The organism is Gordonia sp. i37 (assembly GCF_002043085.1).
GTDB classification, from domain to species: Bacteria; Actinomycetota; Actinomycetes; order Mycobacteriales; family Mycobacteriaceae; genus Gordonia; species Gordonia polyisoprenivorans.
Window position 1 is genome coordinate 1 of sequence record NZ_MVPX01000364.1, and the last position, 18,685, is coordinate 18,685.

An 18,685-nucleotide genomic window follows, 5' to 3' on the forward strand; every position below is an offset into this window, starting at 1 on the left:
CCGCGTCCGGGTCCGTGATGTCGACAACCCGCCACGGCACCTCGACCGTCTCGGGGACGACCGTGACGACCTCGCCGCTTCCCACCCGGACGAAACACGAACGCAGCACGCGATGTTCGTCGAAGACCGCGCGTACCGCGGCGTGGAGACGTTCGGCATCGACGTCTCCGTCGAGGGTGAGCACCGCCTGTGCGATGTAGACGTCGACGGCCCCTTGTTCCCGCCCGGCGGCGGCGAGTTCGGCCTGGAACTGCAGCCCGCGCTGCAACGGAGACAGCGCCCAGATGTCGGCGCGCGGGTAACGTCGGGCCAGCTCGTCGAGGTCGTCCTGCGTCACCGCGGCACCGACGACATCCGACGGCGAAAGGCCCGGATCGCCCTCGGAGGCAACGTGTTCGACGATCGCGGCGAGTTCGTTCTCCCAGCGCCGTGCAAGGTCGTCGACGTCGTCATGGCTCAGTGCGCCTGCCGGGAAGCCGAACCCGGCCTGCAGTCGGCGGCCTTCCGGGCCGACGACGGTCCCTGCGGTGATGGTGATCAGGGCGGTGGCCACCATCGCACCGGTGACCGTGCCGGGAAGTCGTGGCGCATCCGGGTCCGGGAGCAGAGTCCCGACGAGGCCGTCGGCGGAATCCCCCGCCACGTTGCCGAGGTAATTGAATGCGATGGACGGCAGCGGCGCCTGCGCGAGTGCGCCACCACGATCCGCGCGGAGCAGACCGAAACCGATGCCGTTGTCGGGCCGGCCGACGCGTTCCTCCTTGGCGCTCTTCACGGTTCGAGCGGCGTCACCGTCGGGATCGATGGCGATGGGGGCGACGCTGGTGAACCATCCGACGGTGCGCGATAGGTCCGCGGTGCGCGGGGCCGCGCCGCGCAGCAGCACCTCCTCGTAGCGTCCGTGTCCCTCGATGAGCATGGTGACCGGCTGCTCGTCGGCGATACCGCGGTCTCGTTGCCAGGACCGCACCGCGCGAGCGAGCGCGGCGACGAGTGCGTCGTTGGCGTTGCCGCGGAAGGCTGCGGGTACCGAGGTGAGCAACGGTTCGGCGAGGGACGTGTCGATCGTGTGCACGATCTCGGCGGTGGTGGACATGCGATCGCGTCCGCGGTCCATCTCGACGCCGAGATCGGTGGCGCGCGCACGGGCGAGCCAGTAGGTGAGTTCGGACTGCCGAGCACGCTTTTGGCTCTGCACCGCTCCGACGAAGGCCCGTGCCGAGGTCGCCTCCGGCCTCAAGGCGAATGGCTCACCGGCGAGGTATTGGCCCCAAGCGGTCACCAGATCCTCGATGATCGCGCGCCACGAGACGGCGTCGACACCGAGGTGGTGGATGACGATGACCACGCGACGCAGTTCCCCGGTCCCGGCAAGAACCGCCGATACCAGTTGCCCGAGTGCGGGATCGAGTCGCATGGAGGCCTCGCGGAACGCCGCGGTGATCAGCGCAGCACCATCGGCCCCTCCGCCGTAACCGGTGGACTCGGTGACCGCGCTCTGTCCGTCGAATCGCCCGGCCCCTGCCTCGAGGTGCGGCCGACCGTCGATCTCGGTGAGTGCGGCGGTGAGCATCGGGTGGTTGGCGACCACGGCACCGATGACCTCGCGGAGCGCCGACACGGTGAGTTCGGCCGGGGCGTGGAGCACCATCGACTGCGAGAAGTCGGCGAAATCCTCGGGCGCGTCGGCGTGTTCGAGGACCCACGAGACGACGGGCGGGATCGGCATCGGCCCGACGCCACCGCCGTGGGGCTCCTCGAGCGCTGCGACGGCGTCGCCGCGGCGTGCGACGGCGCGAGCCATCCCACGAATCGTTTTGTGTTCGAAGATGTCCCGCGGCGACAGTTCGAGTCCTGCGGCCCGCGCTGCGGAGGCGAGCTGGATGGACATGATCGAGTCTCCGCCGAGGCCGAAGAACGAGTCCGTCACGCCGACCCGTTCGATGCCGAGCAGTCCGGCGACGATACCGGCCAGCTGCTGCTCGACGGGGTCCTGCGGAGCGACGTAGGCGGCGTCGAGCGTCGGGGTCGGGGCGGGCAGTGCCCTGCGGTCGAGTTTGCCGATCACGGTCAACGGCAGTGCGTCCAGCGTCGTGATGCTGCCGGGCACCATGTACAGCGGAAGTCGCTGCGCGACATGCTCGCCGAGGGTTGCCGTATCGACCGGCGACCGGAGCACGACATAGGCGGCGAGACCGGACACGACCGACTCACCGCTGCCGGCGATGGCTCCGTCCGCGGAGACGCCGACCACGATCGCCGAGTCGACCGCCGGATGTGTCGCGAGGGCGGACTCGATCTCGCCCAGTTCGATGCGCAGGCCACGCAGCTTGATCTGATCGTCGCTGCGACCGCCGTAACCGACGGACAACCCGCCGTCGCCCTCGACCCACCGGACGACGTCACCGGTACGGTACATCCGCTGCCCCGCAGCGCCGTACGGATTGGCGACGAACCGCTCCGCGGTCAAGGCGTGACGGTGCAGGTAGCCTCGCGAGAGACTGGGTCCGGCGACATAGAGCTCACCGAGCACGCCCACCGGAACGGGATGCAGCCGCTCGTCCAGGATGAGCAGTTCGGTCCCCTCGATCGGTGATCCGATGAGCACGGGACCACCCGCGGTCATCGCCGCACTCATCGTGACGGCGACGGTGGTCTCGGTGGGCCCGTACATGTTGTGCAACTCCGCCGACGGCGCCCACCTGTCCCGCAGTGCTTCCGGCATCGCTTCGCCGCCCACGAGAACGGTACCCACCGTGGGCAGTTCGGCCGGGCCGAGCGACGCCAGCACCGTCGGTGTGAGGAAGACATGGGTGAGCTGTTCGTGTGCCACGAACTCCTGTAGCGGTGCACCGGCGACGGCGTCGGCCGGGCGGTACACCAGTGCCGCCCCTGCGGTGACGGCCAGCAGATGTTCCAGTACGGACGCGTCGAAGCTCGGCGACGCGAATCCCAGGATTCGCGAATCGGGTTGTGCGCGCGCGATCCTCGTTTCCGTGTCGGCGAAGTTGCGGATGCCCCGGTGGGTGACGCCCACCCCTTTCGGGCGACCGGTGGAGCCGGAGGTGTAGATGACGTAGGCGAGCGAATCGAGCGTCGGCTCGCCGTGTAGCTCATTGTGGTGCAGCGGTTCCGGCGACAGTCCGGCGATCGTCTCGGCCACCTCCGGTGTGTCGGGGTGAATCCAGGTGGTCGCCGTGGCGATCTCGGTGTTCTCCCACCGCTGCCCCGACGCACGCGGGCACAGGCCCAGTGCGACACCGGCATCGGCGAGCATGCCGGCGATCCGCTGCTCGGGGTGATCGGGGTCGATCGGTAGGTAACCCGCGCCGGTGCGCGCGACCGCCCAGATCGCGACCGTCAGGTCCACCGACCGCGGAATCGCCAAGGCCACGAGGGCTTCTGGTGCAGCGCCCGCGGCAAGGAGGTGGCGTGCGAGTCGGTTGGCCGCCTCATCCAGCTCGGCGTAGGTCAGGGTGCGCGTCTCGTCGGACACGGCGACCGAGGCGGGGAACCTGCGGACGGCCTCGTCGAAGATGTCGGCGAGCAGCATCGGTGCGCGGCCACGTGGCCCGGCGACCGGCGTCAGTGCCGCCGCCTGGGCAGGGGCGAGGAGCGGCGCGTCGCCGATCACTGTCTCGGGCTGGGCCACGAGGTGTCCGAGCAGATCCACGAACCGGGACATCATGGTTTCGACGGTGCGCGCGTCGAAGAGGTCGGTCGCGTAGTTCACCCGTCCGGTCCACGCGCCGGTGCGTCCGGCGCGCACACCGACCGTCAGATCGACCTTCGCGGAGGTCTCCTCGATCTCCAGGACGCCGACGGCGAGGTCGTCGAGGTCGGCAACCATCGCCGACGGGTCAACGGGATTCTGCTCCACCGTCAGCAAGACCTGGGTCAGCGGCGCGAAAGCTTCCGAGCGCGTCGGCGATACGGCGTCGACGACGGTCTCGAACGGTGCATCGGCATGGTCGAACGCGTCGAGGTCGGTCTTGCGGACCGCGTCGAGGAAGTCGGCGAAGGTGGCGGCACCGTCGACCGCGGTCCGCAGGACGAGGGTGTTGACGAACATCCCGACGAGCGGGTCGAGAGCCTGATCTCCCCGGCCCGAGATCGGGGTACCGATCGCGATGTCATCGGTGGCGGCCAGCCGCGACAACAGCACCGCCAGCGCGGCGTGGATGATCATGAACTCGCTGATCCCGCGTGCCGCGGCGAGCGCGCGCACCGATTCCGTGGTGCCGGCGGGGATCTCGAAGCCGATCTCGGCGCCACGCATCGAGGCGACGGCCGGGCGTGGGTGCGTGGTCGGCAGGCTCAGCACATCCGGTAGACCGGCGAGCCGGTCGGTCCAGTACGCCAATTGCGCCGACACCACCGACCGCGGGTCTTCGGCCGAGCCGAGCACCTCCTGCTGCCACAGTGCCACGTCGGCGAATTGCACTGCCAGTTCCGCGAATTGCGGTGTACGACCGCGTGAGCGGGCATGGTAGGCGGTCACCACGTCGGTGACCAACGGGCGCATCGACTCGCCGTCGCCGGCGATGTGGTGCACCACGATGAGCACGATGTGTTCGAGATCCTCGACGCGCCGAATCCGGACGCGGATGGGATGGTGGGCGGTGACGTCGAATCCCGCTGTCGCGGCAGCGAAAAGCTCCGACTCGTCGTCGACGACCGCCCAGTCCAGCCGCGAGCCGGTCAGCGATCGGTCGGTCACCACCTGACGCGGCGCGCCCTCGACGGACGGGAAGGTGGTACGCAACACCTCGTGGCGGTCGATCACGTCGACCATGGCCGCGCGCAGCGCCGCCAGGTCGAGTTTGCCGGTGAGGCGCAGCGCGATCGGGATGTTGTAGGCGCCCGAGGAGGTGTCGAACTGGTTGATGAACCAGATCCGTTGCTGCGCGTAGGACAGCGGGATGCGCTCCGGGCGCGGGTGATGCGCCCGCACCGGCGGAAGCCCGACACCACGGCCGGCCACCCGGCGTGCGAGATCGGCGACCGTCGGTGCGTCGAAGAGATCGCGGACGGCGATGTCGACGCCCAGTGCCGCACCCGCTCGGGCGGCGACGCGCATGGCGGCCAACGAATTTCCGCCGATGTCGAAGAACGAATCGGTCACCGACACCTGGTCCACGCCGAGCACCTCGGCGACGACGGCGGCGATGGTCGTCTCGGCGGGCGTCGACGGCGCGACGACCTCGGTGTGCGCCGCGGGCGCCGGATCGGGAAGCGCTCGGCGGTCGATCTTGCCCGCGCTGTTGCGGGGCATGGCATCGAGTACCACCCAGACCGACGGCCGCAGGTGCGCGAGCAGCCGGTCGGCCACTGCATCGGCGATGACCTCGGTGCGAAGCGTGTCGCCGGGGTGACCGACCACGTAGGCGACCAGTGCGTCCCCGGCCGCCGACGATCGGACGTCGGCTGCTGCGGCGACGACGCCGGGAACCGACGACACCACCGACTCGATCTCACCGAGTTCGATCCGTTGCCCGTGCAGTTTGACCTGGAAGTCGGTGCGCCCCAGGTACTCGATGTCGCCGTCGGTGGTCCACCGCGCCAGATCACCGGTGCGATAGAGACGCTGTCCCGGCGCACCCGACAGGTCCGGACCGCAGGGGTCGGCGACGAATCGCTCCGCGGTCAGCGCAGACGCCCGGGCGTAACCACGGGCCATCTGAGGGCCGCCGAGATAGAGCTCGCCGGGCACACCCGGTGGGACCGGACGCAGACGTCGGTCAAGGATTCGGACCAGCACACCCGGGGCGGGCCGGCCGATCGTGACGGTCTCGACCGGCTCGCTGAGCGTCGCGATCGTCGTGTCGACGGTCATCTCGGTGGGCCCGTATTGGTTGATCACCGTCGCGTGCGGTGCCGCGGCGAGCGTGTACTGCGTCAACGCCGGCGTCAATGCCTCACCGCCGGTGTAGATCCGGCGCACCGTCGACAGCGCGGCGGCCGCGTCGGAGACCTCGTCGAGGAATACCGAGAGCATCGACGGGACGAACTGCACCATGGTGATGTCGTACTCGGCGAGGCTGCGGGCCACGGCGGTCGGTTCGCGATGGTCGTCCACACCCGCCACGACGGCGTGTGCGCCGACGATCAACGGCCAGAACAACTCCCACACCGACGCATCGAAGGTGAACGGGGTCTTGACGAGGACGCGCTCGTCCCGCGGTTCGATGCCGGCGGGCGCGAACCACGTGAGCAGCGCGGTGAGGGCCCCGTGGGAGACGGTGACGCCCTTGGGTTGTCCGGTCGAGCCTGAGGTGAACAGCGTGTAGGCAGCGTGATCGGGGCGCAGGGGTGCGAGCCGATCCCGATCGGTCACCGGGCGCCCATCCGCGCGTTCGAGTTCGGTCAGGTCGACGATGGTGACCGGCAGGCGATCAGCCGCGTCGGCGAAGACACCCGAGGCGTCGGACATCGTCAGGGCCGCGGCCACCTGCGCCGTATCGAGCAGATGGGCGACCACCGAGGCCGGAGCCTCCGGGTCCACCGGCACATAGTGACCGCCGGCGACGATCACCGCGTGCACGGCCACGAGCATCTCCGGCGAACGCGGAATCCCGACGGCAACAGCAACGTCCGGGCCGACACCGAGGTCGATCAACCGCCGCGCGAGCGAGTTGACCAGAGCACCGAATCCGGCGTACGTCCACTGCGTCGAACCCCCCGGACTCGAACCCCCCGGACTCGAACCCTCAGCACGGTTCCCGGCGTCGACGACAGCGATCTGCTCGGCGTGGGCGAGGTGCGCCGCACCGAGCGCGTCGGCAACCGTGGCCGCGCCGGGGCGGACCAAGCCGCCCGACGTCCACCGTTGCAGCGCAGCAGCTTCCGGCGTGGAGAGAATCGTGGCGTCGCCGACCGGTCGCGCCGGGTCCCCGGTGAGCCCGTCGAGCGCACGGACGAACCGCTCGGCGAACACCGCGACGGTTCCGGGATCGTAGAGGTCGGTCGCGTAGACGATCGATCCCTGCCATCCGCTCGACGAGTCGGCGATACCGACGGTCAGATCGACCTTGGACGAGATCTCGGACGGCTCGGCGGCACTGACCCGCAACCCGCCCGCAACACCGATATCGACGCTCTGCGAAGCCAACTCGGTGATCGCGGACTGATCGAAGGACAACCACACCTGCGCCAGCGGCGCATACGCCTGGGACCGAATGGGGTTCACCCGCTCGACGATCGCCTCGAACGGCAGGTCGGCGTGAGCGAGCGCCTCGAGATCGATCCGTCGGGTCTCGGCCAGGAGGTCGTCGAAGCTCATGTGCGGCTCGACGGTCGTCCGCAAGATCAGTGTGTTGACGAACATGCCGACCATCGGGTCGAGAACCGATTGGCCGCGGCCGGCGATCGGGGTGCCGACGGTGATGTCGTCGGTCGCCGAGAGTTGCGCGAGCACCACCGACAGCGCGGCATGGGCCACCATGAACGGCGTCAGGCCGCGTTCGCGTGCCAGCACACCCACTCGTTCGGACAGTTCGGCGGGCACGTCGAAATCGACTCGGGCGCCGCGCTGCGAGGCGATCGCCGGGCGAGGCCGGTCGGTCGGTAGCTCGATCACATCGGGCGCGCCGTCGAGTTGGGTTGCCCAATACGACAATTGCGCGCCGATCAGGGAATCCGGGTCGTCGGCGGCACCGAGGACCCGCTCCTGCCAGAGCGCGACGTCGGCCATTTGGACCGGCAGCGGCGTGAATTCGGGTGCATGGCCCTGTGAGCGCGCCTCGTACGCCGCGATCAGGTCGGCGACCAGCGGGGCCAACGACTCACCGTCGCAGGCGATGTGGTGCAACACGAGCACCATCGCCCAGGAGGTTGCCGACACCTGGGTCAGCCGGACTCGGACGGGTAGCTCGTCGCGCAGGTCGAATCCGGCGAGAAGCGCTGCGCGCGCTTCGGATTCGTCACCGATGCGCCAGTCAAGTGCGGCTTCGGCCACGGTCATGTCCGCGACCTGCTGGACCGCCGTGCCCTCGGTCTCGGGGTAGGTGGTGCGGAGCACCTCATGCCGGCGCATGACGTCGAGCAGTGCCGCGCGCAGGGCGTCGGTGTCGACATCGCCGTCGAGCCGCAGCACCGCGGGAATGTTGTAGGCAGCCGACGCGGGGTCGAAGCGGTTGATGAACCACATCCGTTGTTGGGCCAGGGACAACGGAATTCGCTCGGGGCGGGGCACGACGGCCTCGATGGCCGGCAGTCCCGGGCGGGTGGCGTCGGCGGTGATCGCGAGTTCGCGGACTGTGGGCGCCTCGAACAGATCCCGCACGCTCAGGTCGACCCCCAGCGTCTCCGCGGCCCGGCCGACGATCCGCGCCGCGAGCAATGAGTTGCCGCCGACGTCGAAGACCGAGGTCGTCACACTGATGTCGTCGAGCCCGAGCACCTCGACGACGATCGCCTTCAGCGCGGTCTCGGTGGCCGTCGCGGGCGCGACGATCTCGGTGTCGGCGGTCAGATTCGGGCGCGGGAGGGCCGCGCGATCGAGTTTCCCGTTGCCGGTCAACGGCAACGAGCTCACCTCGACGACGACATCGGGGACCATGTAGTCCGGGACCGCTCGTCCCGCGACCCGTCGTACCTGCGCGACGTCGAGAGCACTGCCGTCACCGGCGGCGCCGTGCGCGTCCTCGTCCGCGACAACGTATCCGACGAGGATCTCACCGCGCCCGGGGAGGTCGATCACGCGAGCGGCTGCTGCGCTGACCCCCGCTGCCCCCAGCAGGGCTGCTTCGATCTCGCCGTACTCGATGCGGAATCCGCGCAACTGCACCTGATCGTCGCCACGTCCGAGATACTCGATGTCCTCCCCGACTCGACGCGCGAGGTCACCGGTCCGGTACATCCGTGAACCGTCCGCGGCGAACGGGTTGGCGACGAAGCGAGTCGCACTCAGCGAGGGCCGCTTGCGGTATGCCTGTGCGAGTTGTGTTCCGGTGACGTACATTTCACCGACGACGCCCTCGGGCACCGGCCGCAGCCGGCCATCCAGGATGTGGATGTCGAGCGAGGAGAGCGGACGCCCGATGAAGGAGGCGTCGGCGGCGGCGACGGCGTCCCGATCCAGCGGCCGGTAGCTGACATGCACTGTCGTCTCGGTGATGCCGTACATGTTCACCAGTTGCGCGTGATCGGCGGGGTTGTCGTCGAACCATCGGCGAACCTGCTCGAAACTCAGTGCCTCTCCACCGAAGACGACATAGCGCAGCGACAGGTCCAGCGGCGCGCGGCGACGCTGCGCGACCAGCTGGTAGAACGCCGACGGTGTCTGGTTGAGAACTGTGATCCGCTGAGCAGCCAGCAATTCGAGGAACGCTCCGGGGTCACGGGAGACGTCGCGGTCGACGATCACCAGCCGCGCACCGGTGGTCAGGGGGCCCCAGATCTCCCATACCGAGAAATCGAACGCGTACGAGTGGAACAGCGTCCACGCATCGTTGTGGTCGAAGGAGAAGTCGTCCGCGGCCGCCGCGAGCAGGGCCACCACCTGACGGTGGGACACCACCACGCCCTTGGGTTTTCCGGTGGAACCGGAGGTGTAGATCAGGTATGCGGGCAGGCGGTCGTCGATCGCCGCTGCGGCGTCCGGCGATTCGGCAGGCTCGGCTGTCCCGTCGGCGAACCGACGCTCGATGTCGGCCGGGGAGACCAGTGGCGCTGCGGCCTCCGCCCACTGCGCGGCGAGTTCGTCGTCGACCAGGACCATGAGGGGTTCGGCGTCGCCGATGATGGACAGTGCACGCGCGGGCGGCTGGCCGCGGTCGAGCGGCAGATACGCGGCACCGGTGCGCAGAATCGCCACGAGGGCAACGATCAGGTCGACGTCGCGGGGCAGCGCGACACCGATCAGGCGGCCCGGTCCGGCACCCGCATGCCGCAATGCGTCGGCGAGGTGCGCCGACCGCTCGTCGAGTTCACGGTAGGTCAGGTGGCGATGGGTGTCGCTCACCGCGGTCCGGCCGCCGAAGCGTGCCACCGCCGATCCGAACAGTCCGACAAGCGATCCCAGATCGTGACTGCCGATGACGTCGAGCGCGCGGCTGCGCACCTGCTCGATCGCGCGTCGTGTGGCCTCGGCGAGATCCTGCGGGCTGTGCCCGGGCGACATGAGCGCCCGCGTCACGCCCGCACCCACCGCTGCCTCGGTGTCGAGTCCCTGGGTGGCGAACACCTGCGCCGTCGCCGCGACCTGCGCGTGCAGGTCGGCGAAGGTCACCGGGCCGGCGGGCGCATCGATCGCAATCGAATTCGGTACGGATCCGGCTGCGAAGGCGATCAGATGGAGAGTCGACGGGCGCGGACCCCAGGTCTTGGCTATCGCTGAGGCCCTTGAATCGACTTCTGTCACGTTGGAGTCATTCCCTTGTTCGCCATGTTCGCCACCCCGTTGATCGAGGTCCCGTTGATCGCCGTGCCGTTGGTCGCAGTGCCGTTGGTCGCACTCCTGCCGGCACCTGCCGAATCGCCCACGGCGACCAGCGAATTCGATCGCAGATCGCCGAGGACGTCCCCGAGCGCCTGCGGTCCGGAGACGGCGACGTCGGGGATCAGGCTCATGAGCGCGGTCGTCAGCGCCGAGTCGGCATCCGGTAGTGCGCTCGCCATCGTATCGGTGATCGCCGACAGCACCGCGAAGGTCACCTCGGTTCCGTTGTGACTGGCCGCCACCGCATCCGGCGCGGCGTTCGCGGCCGCCGCGACGAGTTCGGGGATCGACAGCGAATGATATCCGTGGCCCGCCGCGTCGAGTGCGGCCTGCGCCTCGGTATCGGTGGCGATGGAGATGTCGTCGACGAGCACCTGCGGGTTCTCGGCGACTTCCTCGAGCACCCGCAGATACCGCTGCGCATGCAGCTCAACCGAACTGCGGTTGTAGAGATCCTTGGCGTAGATCAGTTGACCCTTCATCACATCGGAGTCCTTCGTGCCAGGTGTTGCGTGCGGATCGTCGGGGAACAGTGTCAATTGCAGATCCACCTTGGCCGGCACCAGTTGTTCGGACACCGGGGTGATGGTCAGATCGGCCAGATCCACTGTCGGGAAAGCGAAGTTCTGATAGGCGAACATCACCTGATAAATCGGGTGATGGCTGGTCGCCGGCGCCGCCGCAACCGACGACACGATGGAGTCGAAGGGGATGTCGGCGTTGGCCATGTCCGCCAGGTCATCGTGGCGAACCCGCTGGAGTAGTTCGGCGAACTTCTCCTCCTCGCGGATTTGGGTACGCAAGGCCAATGTGTTGACGAACATCCCGATCACGCCGTCGAGCTCGGCCTGTTCGCGACCTGCGAACGGCGTACCGATGACGATGTCGCGCTGCGCCGTGAGGCGGCTGAGCAGCACCGCGAACGCCGCATGCATGACCATGAACAGGGTGGCATTGTTCTGGCGGGCAACGGCGTCGAGCCTGCCCACCAACTCGCCGGGAACCTCGAAGACGACCTCGTCACCGGCGAATGTCGGTACACGCGGCCGCACCCGGTCGGTCGGCAACTCGAGCCTCGCCGGCGCACCGGCCAGCCGCCCGGTCCAGTAGTCCAGCTGCCGCGTCGCCTCGGTCCGGCCGTCGGGGCCTTGCGTGTCAAGCCAATCATGGTGCCACACAGCATAATCGGCGTACTGCACGGCGAGCGGTTCCCACGCCGGTGCGACACCGCTCACCCGAGCGGTGTATGCGGCCATGAAATCGGTGGCCAGCGGCATCATCGACGCGCCGTCGGCGGCGATGTGGTGCACCACGAAGACGAGGATGTGGTCGTCGGGAGCGACCGCCAGCAGCGCCAGTCGCAGCGGCGGCCCGGCCGTGACGTCGAACCCGCCACCGGTGACCGTCGCGATCTCGGCATCGACATCATCGCGGACGTCGCGCACCGAGCGTTCGATGCGCGTCAGTGCGTCCTCGGGGTCGAGGACGAGTTGTACCGGCTCACCGTCGAGCATCGGATACATCGTCCGCAACGACTCGTGCCGGCTCACCAGGTCCGCGAAGGCGTGGTCGACGCTCGTCCGGTCGAGCGCTCCGGACAATCGGAGCGCGATCGCCACGTTGTAGACCGGCGATGCGGGATCGGCTCGATTGACCAGCCACATGCCGCGCTGGACGGCCGACAGCGGCGCGCTCGTGCCGCGCCGGGCCGGGGCCAGCACCGGCCGGTGGTGTGGCGTGTCCATACCGCGCACATGCTGTGCGGCCTCGCGGACCGACGGCGCGTCGAACACTGCCGCCAGCGGGACCTTGATCCCGAGCTCGGCGGACAATCGCGCGGCAACCTTGGTGGCGCTCAGGGAGTTTCCGCCGAGATCGAAGAACGACTCGGTGACGCTGACCTTCTCGACGCCGAGGACCTCGGCGAAGACCGCCCCGATGATCCGCTCGGTATCGGTGCTCGGGCCGACGAACGGGGCGGTGGCCAGTACCGGTTCGGGCAGCGCACGACGGTCGACCTTGCCCGCCGAGTTGAGCGGCATCTGCTCCATCGGCATCCAGATCGTCGGCACCATGAATTCCGGCAGATGCTCGGCGAGGTGGGCCGCGGCCGTGTCGGGCGCCACGGTGTCGGGCGAATAGTAGGCGACCAGGTTCTGACCGGCGGCCAACTCGATCACCGTCGCCGCAGCGTGCACGACACCCGGGACGTTGACCAGCGAGGCCTCGATCTCGCCGAGCTCGAGGCGCTGTCCCCGGAGCTTCACCTGGAAGTCGTTGCGTCCCAGGTATTCGATGTCGCCCGAGGTGTTCCACCGTGCCAGGTCGCCGGTGCGGTACAGACGGGATCCCGGAGGTCCGAACGGGTCCGCCACAAACCGTTCCGCCGTGAGCCTGCCCTGTGCGGCGTATCCGCGGGCGAGCTGGACGCCACCGAGATACAACTCGCCGGGGACACCCACCGGGAGCGGTCGCAGCCGGCGATCGAGGATGAACGTGGTGGTGTTGGCGACGGGTCGCCCGATCGGGATCGCCGTATCGGTGGCCCCGACGTGATACTCGGTGACGTCGACCGCGGCCTCGGTGGGACCGTACAGGTTGTGTAGCCCCAGGCCGGGCAATGCGGACAGCACCGACCGCGCAGTCGGCGCCGCAAGGGCCTCCCCCGAGGTGAACATCAGTCGCAGCGAACTCAATTCGGCCATCCGGGTCGGCCCGGTCACGTCGGCGAACGTCGACATCATCGACGGCACGAAGTGCATCGTGGTGACGCCCTCGGATTCGATCAGCGACGCCAGATACTCCGGGTCACCATGACGTCCGGGTTCGGCGATGACCAGACTGGCACCGACCATGAACGGCCAGAAGAGCTCCCACACCGACACGTCGAAGGTGATGGGCGTCTTCTGCAACACCACATCGGATGTGCTCAGCGGGTAATGCCGTTGCATCCATTCGAGTCGATTGACGATCGCCCGATGGGAGACGGTGACGCCCTTGGGTTTTCCGGTCGATCCGGAGGTGAAGATGGTGTAGGCGGCGTGATCGGGCAGCAGTGGCGCGATCAGCTCGTCGGTCGTCACCGGGGCGACGGCGTGTTCGATCGGCGCGGAAGCATCCACCGTGTGCACCCAGACGCGGTCGGCGAGGCCGGACATCACGGGCGGGAGCGCACCGGGACCGACGAGCACCGTGCCGACGCCGGCCATCTCGACCATGTACTCGCCGCGGTCGAGCGGTGCGTCGGGATCGATCGGGACATACTGCCCACCGGCCGTGATCACCGCGTGTAGCGCGACCAATAGCTCGACCGACCTCGGGATACACACGGCGACAGCCACATCGGGACCGACTCCGACACCGATCAGTTCCCTGGCCAGGCTGTTGACGCGGTCGGCGAATTCGCGGTACGACACCCGCCGACCGTCGTGGACGAGCGCCGTGGCGCGCCGCTCGGACGCCGCTGCCGCCAGCAGCAGGGGCCGGGTGATCTCCTCGGAGTATCCCCTCGACCAGCCGGCGACGACGTCCAATTCCGAATCGGGGAACCAGAACAAGTCGTCGAGCGGTCGGTCCTGCGCCTCCTCCAGGGTCGCCGCCATGCGGTCCAGGATGTCGTGCAGGTAGTGGCTGAAGCGCTCGATCGTGCTGTGGTCGAAGAGCTCTCGCGAGTAGCAGAAGGACAACGAGATCTGCTCGGAGTGGTCGGCAACCGGACCGAACTCGATCACGTTCAGCGAGAGGTCGTACTTGGCGAACGGCGGGCGGGCGTCGATCAACCCGAGTCCCGACTCCGCATCAAGCCGGCCCACCACCTGATCGTGCTGCATGACCAGCTCCACCTGGAACAACGGCGAGTGCGACCGGGATCGTCGGGCCCCCACCGCATTCACCACCTGCTCGAAGGGCACGTCGCCGTGACCGAGCGCCTGTGCGCGAGTGTGATGAGCCGAGGCGAGGAGATCGGTGAGACCGTCGGCGGGCTGCACCCGGGTGCGCAGCACCACGGTGTTGACGAACATCCCGACGAGATCGGCCAATTCGGGTTCGTCACGACCGGCGATGGCGGTGCCGATGGCGATGTCCTCGCCACCGCTGAGCCGCGACAGCAGCACCGCGAGCGCCGAGTGGAAGACCGCGAACAAGGTGACGCCGTGGTGCGCGGCGAGGGCGTGCAGCCGCTCGACGGTTTGTGCGTCGAGCATCGTGTCGACGTAGCCGCCGGCGCCCGTGGGACGCGTGGGCCGCTGGCGGTCGGTCGGCAGCCCGATGAGCTCCGGCATGCCCTGGAGTTCCTTGCGCCAGAAGGCGATCTGACGACCCATCACCGAGTCGGCATCGGCCTCCTCCCCCAGCACCGAACGCTGCCACACGGCGAAGTCGGCGAACTGCACCGGCAACGACGTCCACTCGGGAGCCTGCCTCTGAGCGCGGGCGGCGTACGCGGTCAACAGGTCGGTGATCAAGGGCCCGAGAGACGCACCGTCGGCCGCGATGTGATGTACGACGACGACCAGCACGTGATCAACGCTGCCGCCGACTGTCTCTCCAGAGGCACTGTCCGCAGAGTCGGACACCGCGAGCAACCGAATTCGCAGCGGCCAGTCCTTGGTGACGTCGAAACCGGTCACCGACAGGTCTGCGATCCGAGCGTCGACGGCTGAAGCGTCGACCGCCTCCACACCGAAAACACCTGCAGCGGTGACGTCGTCGATCTCGCCGATGGACTGGAAGGTCTCGCCGTCGTCATCGGGGAACGTGGTCCGCAGCGGCTCATGGCGGGACACGAGGTCACCGACGGCGGCGGCGAGGGCGTCCGTGTCGACGTCGCTGCCGAGCCGAACCGCACCCGGGATGTTGTAGGCCCCCGAAGCCGGATCGAGCCGATTGATGAACCAGAGACGTTGCTGGCTCAGCGACAACGGGATACGCACCGGCCGCTCGACCTGCCCGGGGAGCGGAAGGGCAGCGGCGTCCTGCGTCGGCACCGCTGCGGCGACGATCTCGGCGAGCGTGCCCGCTTCGAACACGTCCGACAACGACACCGACAGCCGCGCCACGCTCCGCAACCGCGAGACGATGCGAGCGGCGGTCAGCGAATCGGCGCCGAGCGCAAAGATGTTGTCGTGCATGCCGATGGGCGTCACGTCCAGGACGTCACCGATGACCGAGGCGACGGCGATTTCCCGCGCGGTGGACGGTGCGATGAAGGCGACCCGCTCATCACGGGCAAACCGCGGCGTCGGCAGGGCGCGGCGATCAAGCTTTCCGTTGGCGGTGATCGGCAGCTCGTCGATCAGCATCACGAGGTCGGGGACCATGTAGGTGGGCACCGCCGCTCGTACCGCATCGCGGATCGAGGAGTCGTCCAGGCCCGCAGCGGGATCGACCACCGCGTACCCGATCAGTTTGGCGCCACCGGCATTTCGGGCGTCGAGGACCACGGCGGCCGCAGCGGTGACGCCGCCGACGGACCGCAGAGCGGTCTCGACCTCGCCGAGTTCCACACGGAACCCACGCAATTGCACCTGCGTGTCGGCCCGGCCCAGATACTGGACGTCGTCACCGACGCGGCGGCCGAGATCGCCCGACCGGTACATCCGACGGCCACTGCCGTCGGGGTCGGCGACGAATCGGCTCGCGGTGAGCGCCGCACGATTGCGGTATCCCAGGGCCAATTGCTCACCGACCACGTAGATTTCACCGATCGCGCCCTCGGGAGTCGGCTGGAGACGGTTGTCGAGGATGCGCACACCCAACGTGGACAACGGTTGTCCGATCAAGCTGCTGCTCTCGCCCCGGACCAACTCGGGATCAAGCGGACGGTATGTCACGTGCACCGTGGTCTCGGTGATCCCGTACATGTTGACCAGAGCGACGTCGTCGCCGAAGGCGTCATACCAGCGCTCGACCTCGTCGAACCGAAGCTCCTCGCCGCCGAACACCATGTACCGCAACGACAACGGGGTCGGTGTGCGTCGACGTGCCTCGGCCAGGACACCGAAAGCCGACGGGGTCAGCGAGACGACCGTGACATTCTCGCGCGCGAGCACCTCCAGGAACTCGGCAGGCGCACGCGCGACCTGGCGATCCACGATCACCGCACGCCCCCCGGTGAGGAGCGGACCGAAGATCTCCCAGACCGAGAAGTCGAACGCATAGGAGTGAAACACCGACCACACATCGTCGGCGCCGAACTCGAAGTGCTCCTGCGCCGCGTCGAGCAGTGCAATCACGTTGTGGTGGGTGATCTCGACACCCTTGGGTCGGCCGGTCGACCCCGAGGTGTAGATGACATAGGCGAGAGTGTCGTCGGGCACCGCGGGCGGTGCCGGCGCGGTCGCACCCTCGGAGATCAGCTGGTCGACCGAGACCACCGGGAACGTTCCGCTCCAGTCCGGTCGCGAGGCGTCGTCGTCGACGATGACACACACCGGAGCCGCGTCACCGACGATGAACGAGAGCCGGTCGACGGGGTTGCTGGTGTCCAGCGGCAGATATGCCGCGCCACCGGTGAGCACACCCATGATGGCCGCGACCAGCGTCGTGTGGCGTGCCGTGGCCACGCCCACCAGGTCGCCGGGCCCGACACCGCGGGCCCGCAGGGCTGCAGCCACCGCGGCCGCTTGCGCCCCGAGTTCGCGATAGGTGACGGTGACGCCGCGCGCGTCGGTGACCGCAGGTCGATCCGGATGGCGTCGCGCAACCTCGCCGAATCGGGAGACGATCGTCGCCGGCTCGCCCGAGCCGTGTGCTGCGGGTTCGGGCAAGGCAGCCAGCATCGCCCGATCGGCGGGCGTCAACATCTCGATGGCGCCGACAGGTCGATCGAGCGACTCCGGCGCCAGGCAGTCCTCGAGGAAGTGCAGGAAGCGAGCGTGGTGGGCGTCGAGTTCGGCCTGGGTATACAGGCCTGGATTGCCGTGGAGATCGACGACCAGCGGCGCGGCGGGCCCCGACTGATACATGTTGATCAGCAGGTCCTCGAGAATTCCCGACGTCAGGATCCGGTAGTCGGACTCGGTGCCGTCGATGGCGACCGGCTCGTCGAAGAAGACCATGTTGATCGCCGGGCCGAATGAGGTCGAACCGGCGTCGAGTCCGGCGTCGCGCCGGATGTCGTCCGACCGGTATCGCTGGTGGCGCAGCGCTCCGGTCAGCTCGAGCTGCGCAGTGGCGATGAGATCGCGGACGGACTTGCCCTGGGGATCGCGCAGCCGGATGGGCACGATGTTGGACACCATGCCGCCCGACCGCTTGATCTTCACGTTGGTGCGCCCGGTGATCGGCAGGCTCATCACGATGTCGTCGTTGGCCGTCACCCGCGACAGGTAGGCGCCGAATGCGGCGGTGAGCAACACGGCAATCGAGCTGTTCAGCTCTGCGGCCAGGGCTTCCAGGCGGCGTTGCGACGCGGGCTCGAGCTCTTGACTCGACACGACATTGGCGAACGAGAGCGGCGCAACCGCCGCCGACCGCGTCGAGAGCGTGACCCGCTCGGGAAGGTCGACGACCCGCTCGAGCCAGTGCGCACGATCGGTGTCGCGTCGACTGCTGTTCTGGTAGCTCTGCTCGTACTCGACGATCTCGGCCATCGTGGCGAGCTGTTTGTCGTCGGGAACCAGACCGCGCCGGAGCGCGTTGTATCGGTCAATGGTCCGCCGCACCCCGGTGAGCGCGGCGTAACCGTCCAGAACGATGTGATGGGCGCGGTTGTAGAAGAACGTTCGTTCGTCGCCGACCTGCAGAATTGCGGCAATGACGAATTGGTCGTTGAGCAGGTCGACGGGTCGCTGGTACTCCGCGCGCATCCACGCCAGTGCCGCGCCGGCCGGGTCCGGTTCGGTGCGGAAGTCGAGGATGTCGACCTGCTGGTCGAAATCGAGGTCGACGAACTGCATCGGCACACCGTCGACCTCGGCGAGGCGGGTGTAGGGCGACTCCAGGTGCTTGCCGACGTGGATGGAGCACTCGGCGAGCAACTCGATGTCGAGACCGCCCGGAGGATGACGGATGTCGAGGTACTGGGCGATGTTGACCGAGTAGTCCGGTGCCAGCGACTCGGCGAACCACATGCCTCGCTGAGCCGCGGTGAGCGGCAGGTACTGCAGCGGGGTCTCCGCTGCGACCTGCGCTTTCGCGCGATGCTCGGCGATCGCCACCTGTACCGACACCTCTCGTTTTCGAACGTCATCCGATGGGCCGTGGCCCCGACCCGGAATTACACCGACAATTCACATTTCC

General features: G+C 68.4%; 2 protein-coding genes. Both read right to left on the bottom strand.

Annotated features, from left to right (window positions below; all coding sequences use genetic code 11):
- A partial coding sequence (locus tag B1964_RS17565) for a non-ribosomal peptide synthetase (RefSeq protein ID WP_139765780.1) occupies nt 1-10,363 on the bottom strand: 10,363 nt, incomplete at its 3' end.
- Entirely contained in the window at nt 10,360-18,615 is an 8,256-nt protein-coding gene (locus tag B1964_RS17570; protein ID WP_079930666.1) for a non-ribosomal peptide synthetase, read from the bottom strand. The genes B1964_RS17565 and B1964_RS17570, both read right to left, overlap by 4 nt.
- Between the last annotated feature and the right edge of the window lie 70 nt (nt 18,616-18,685).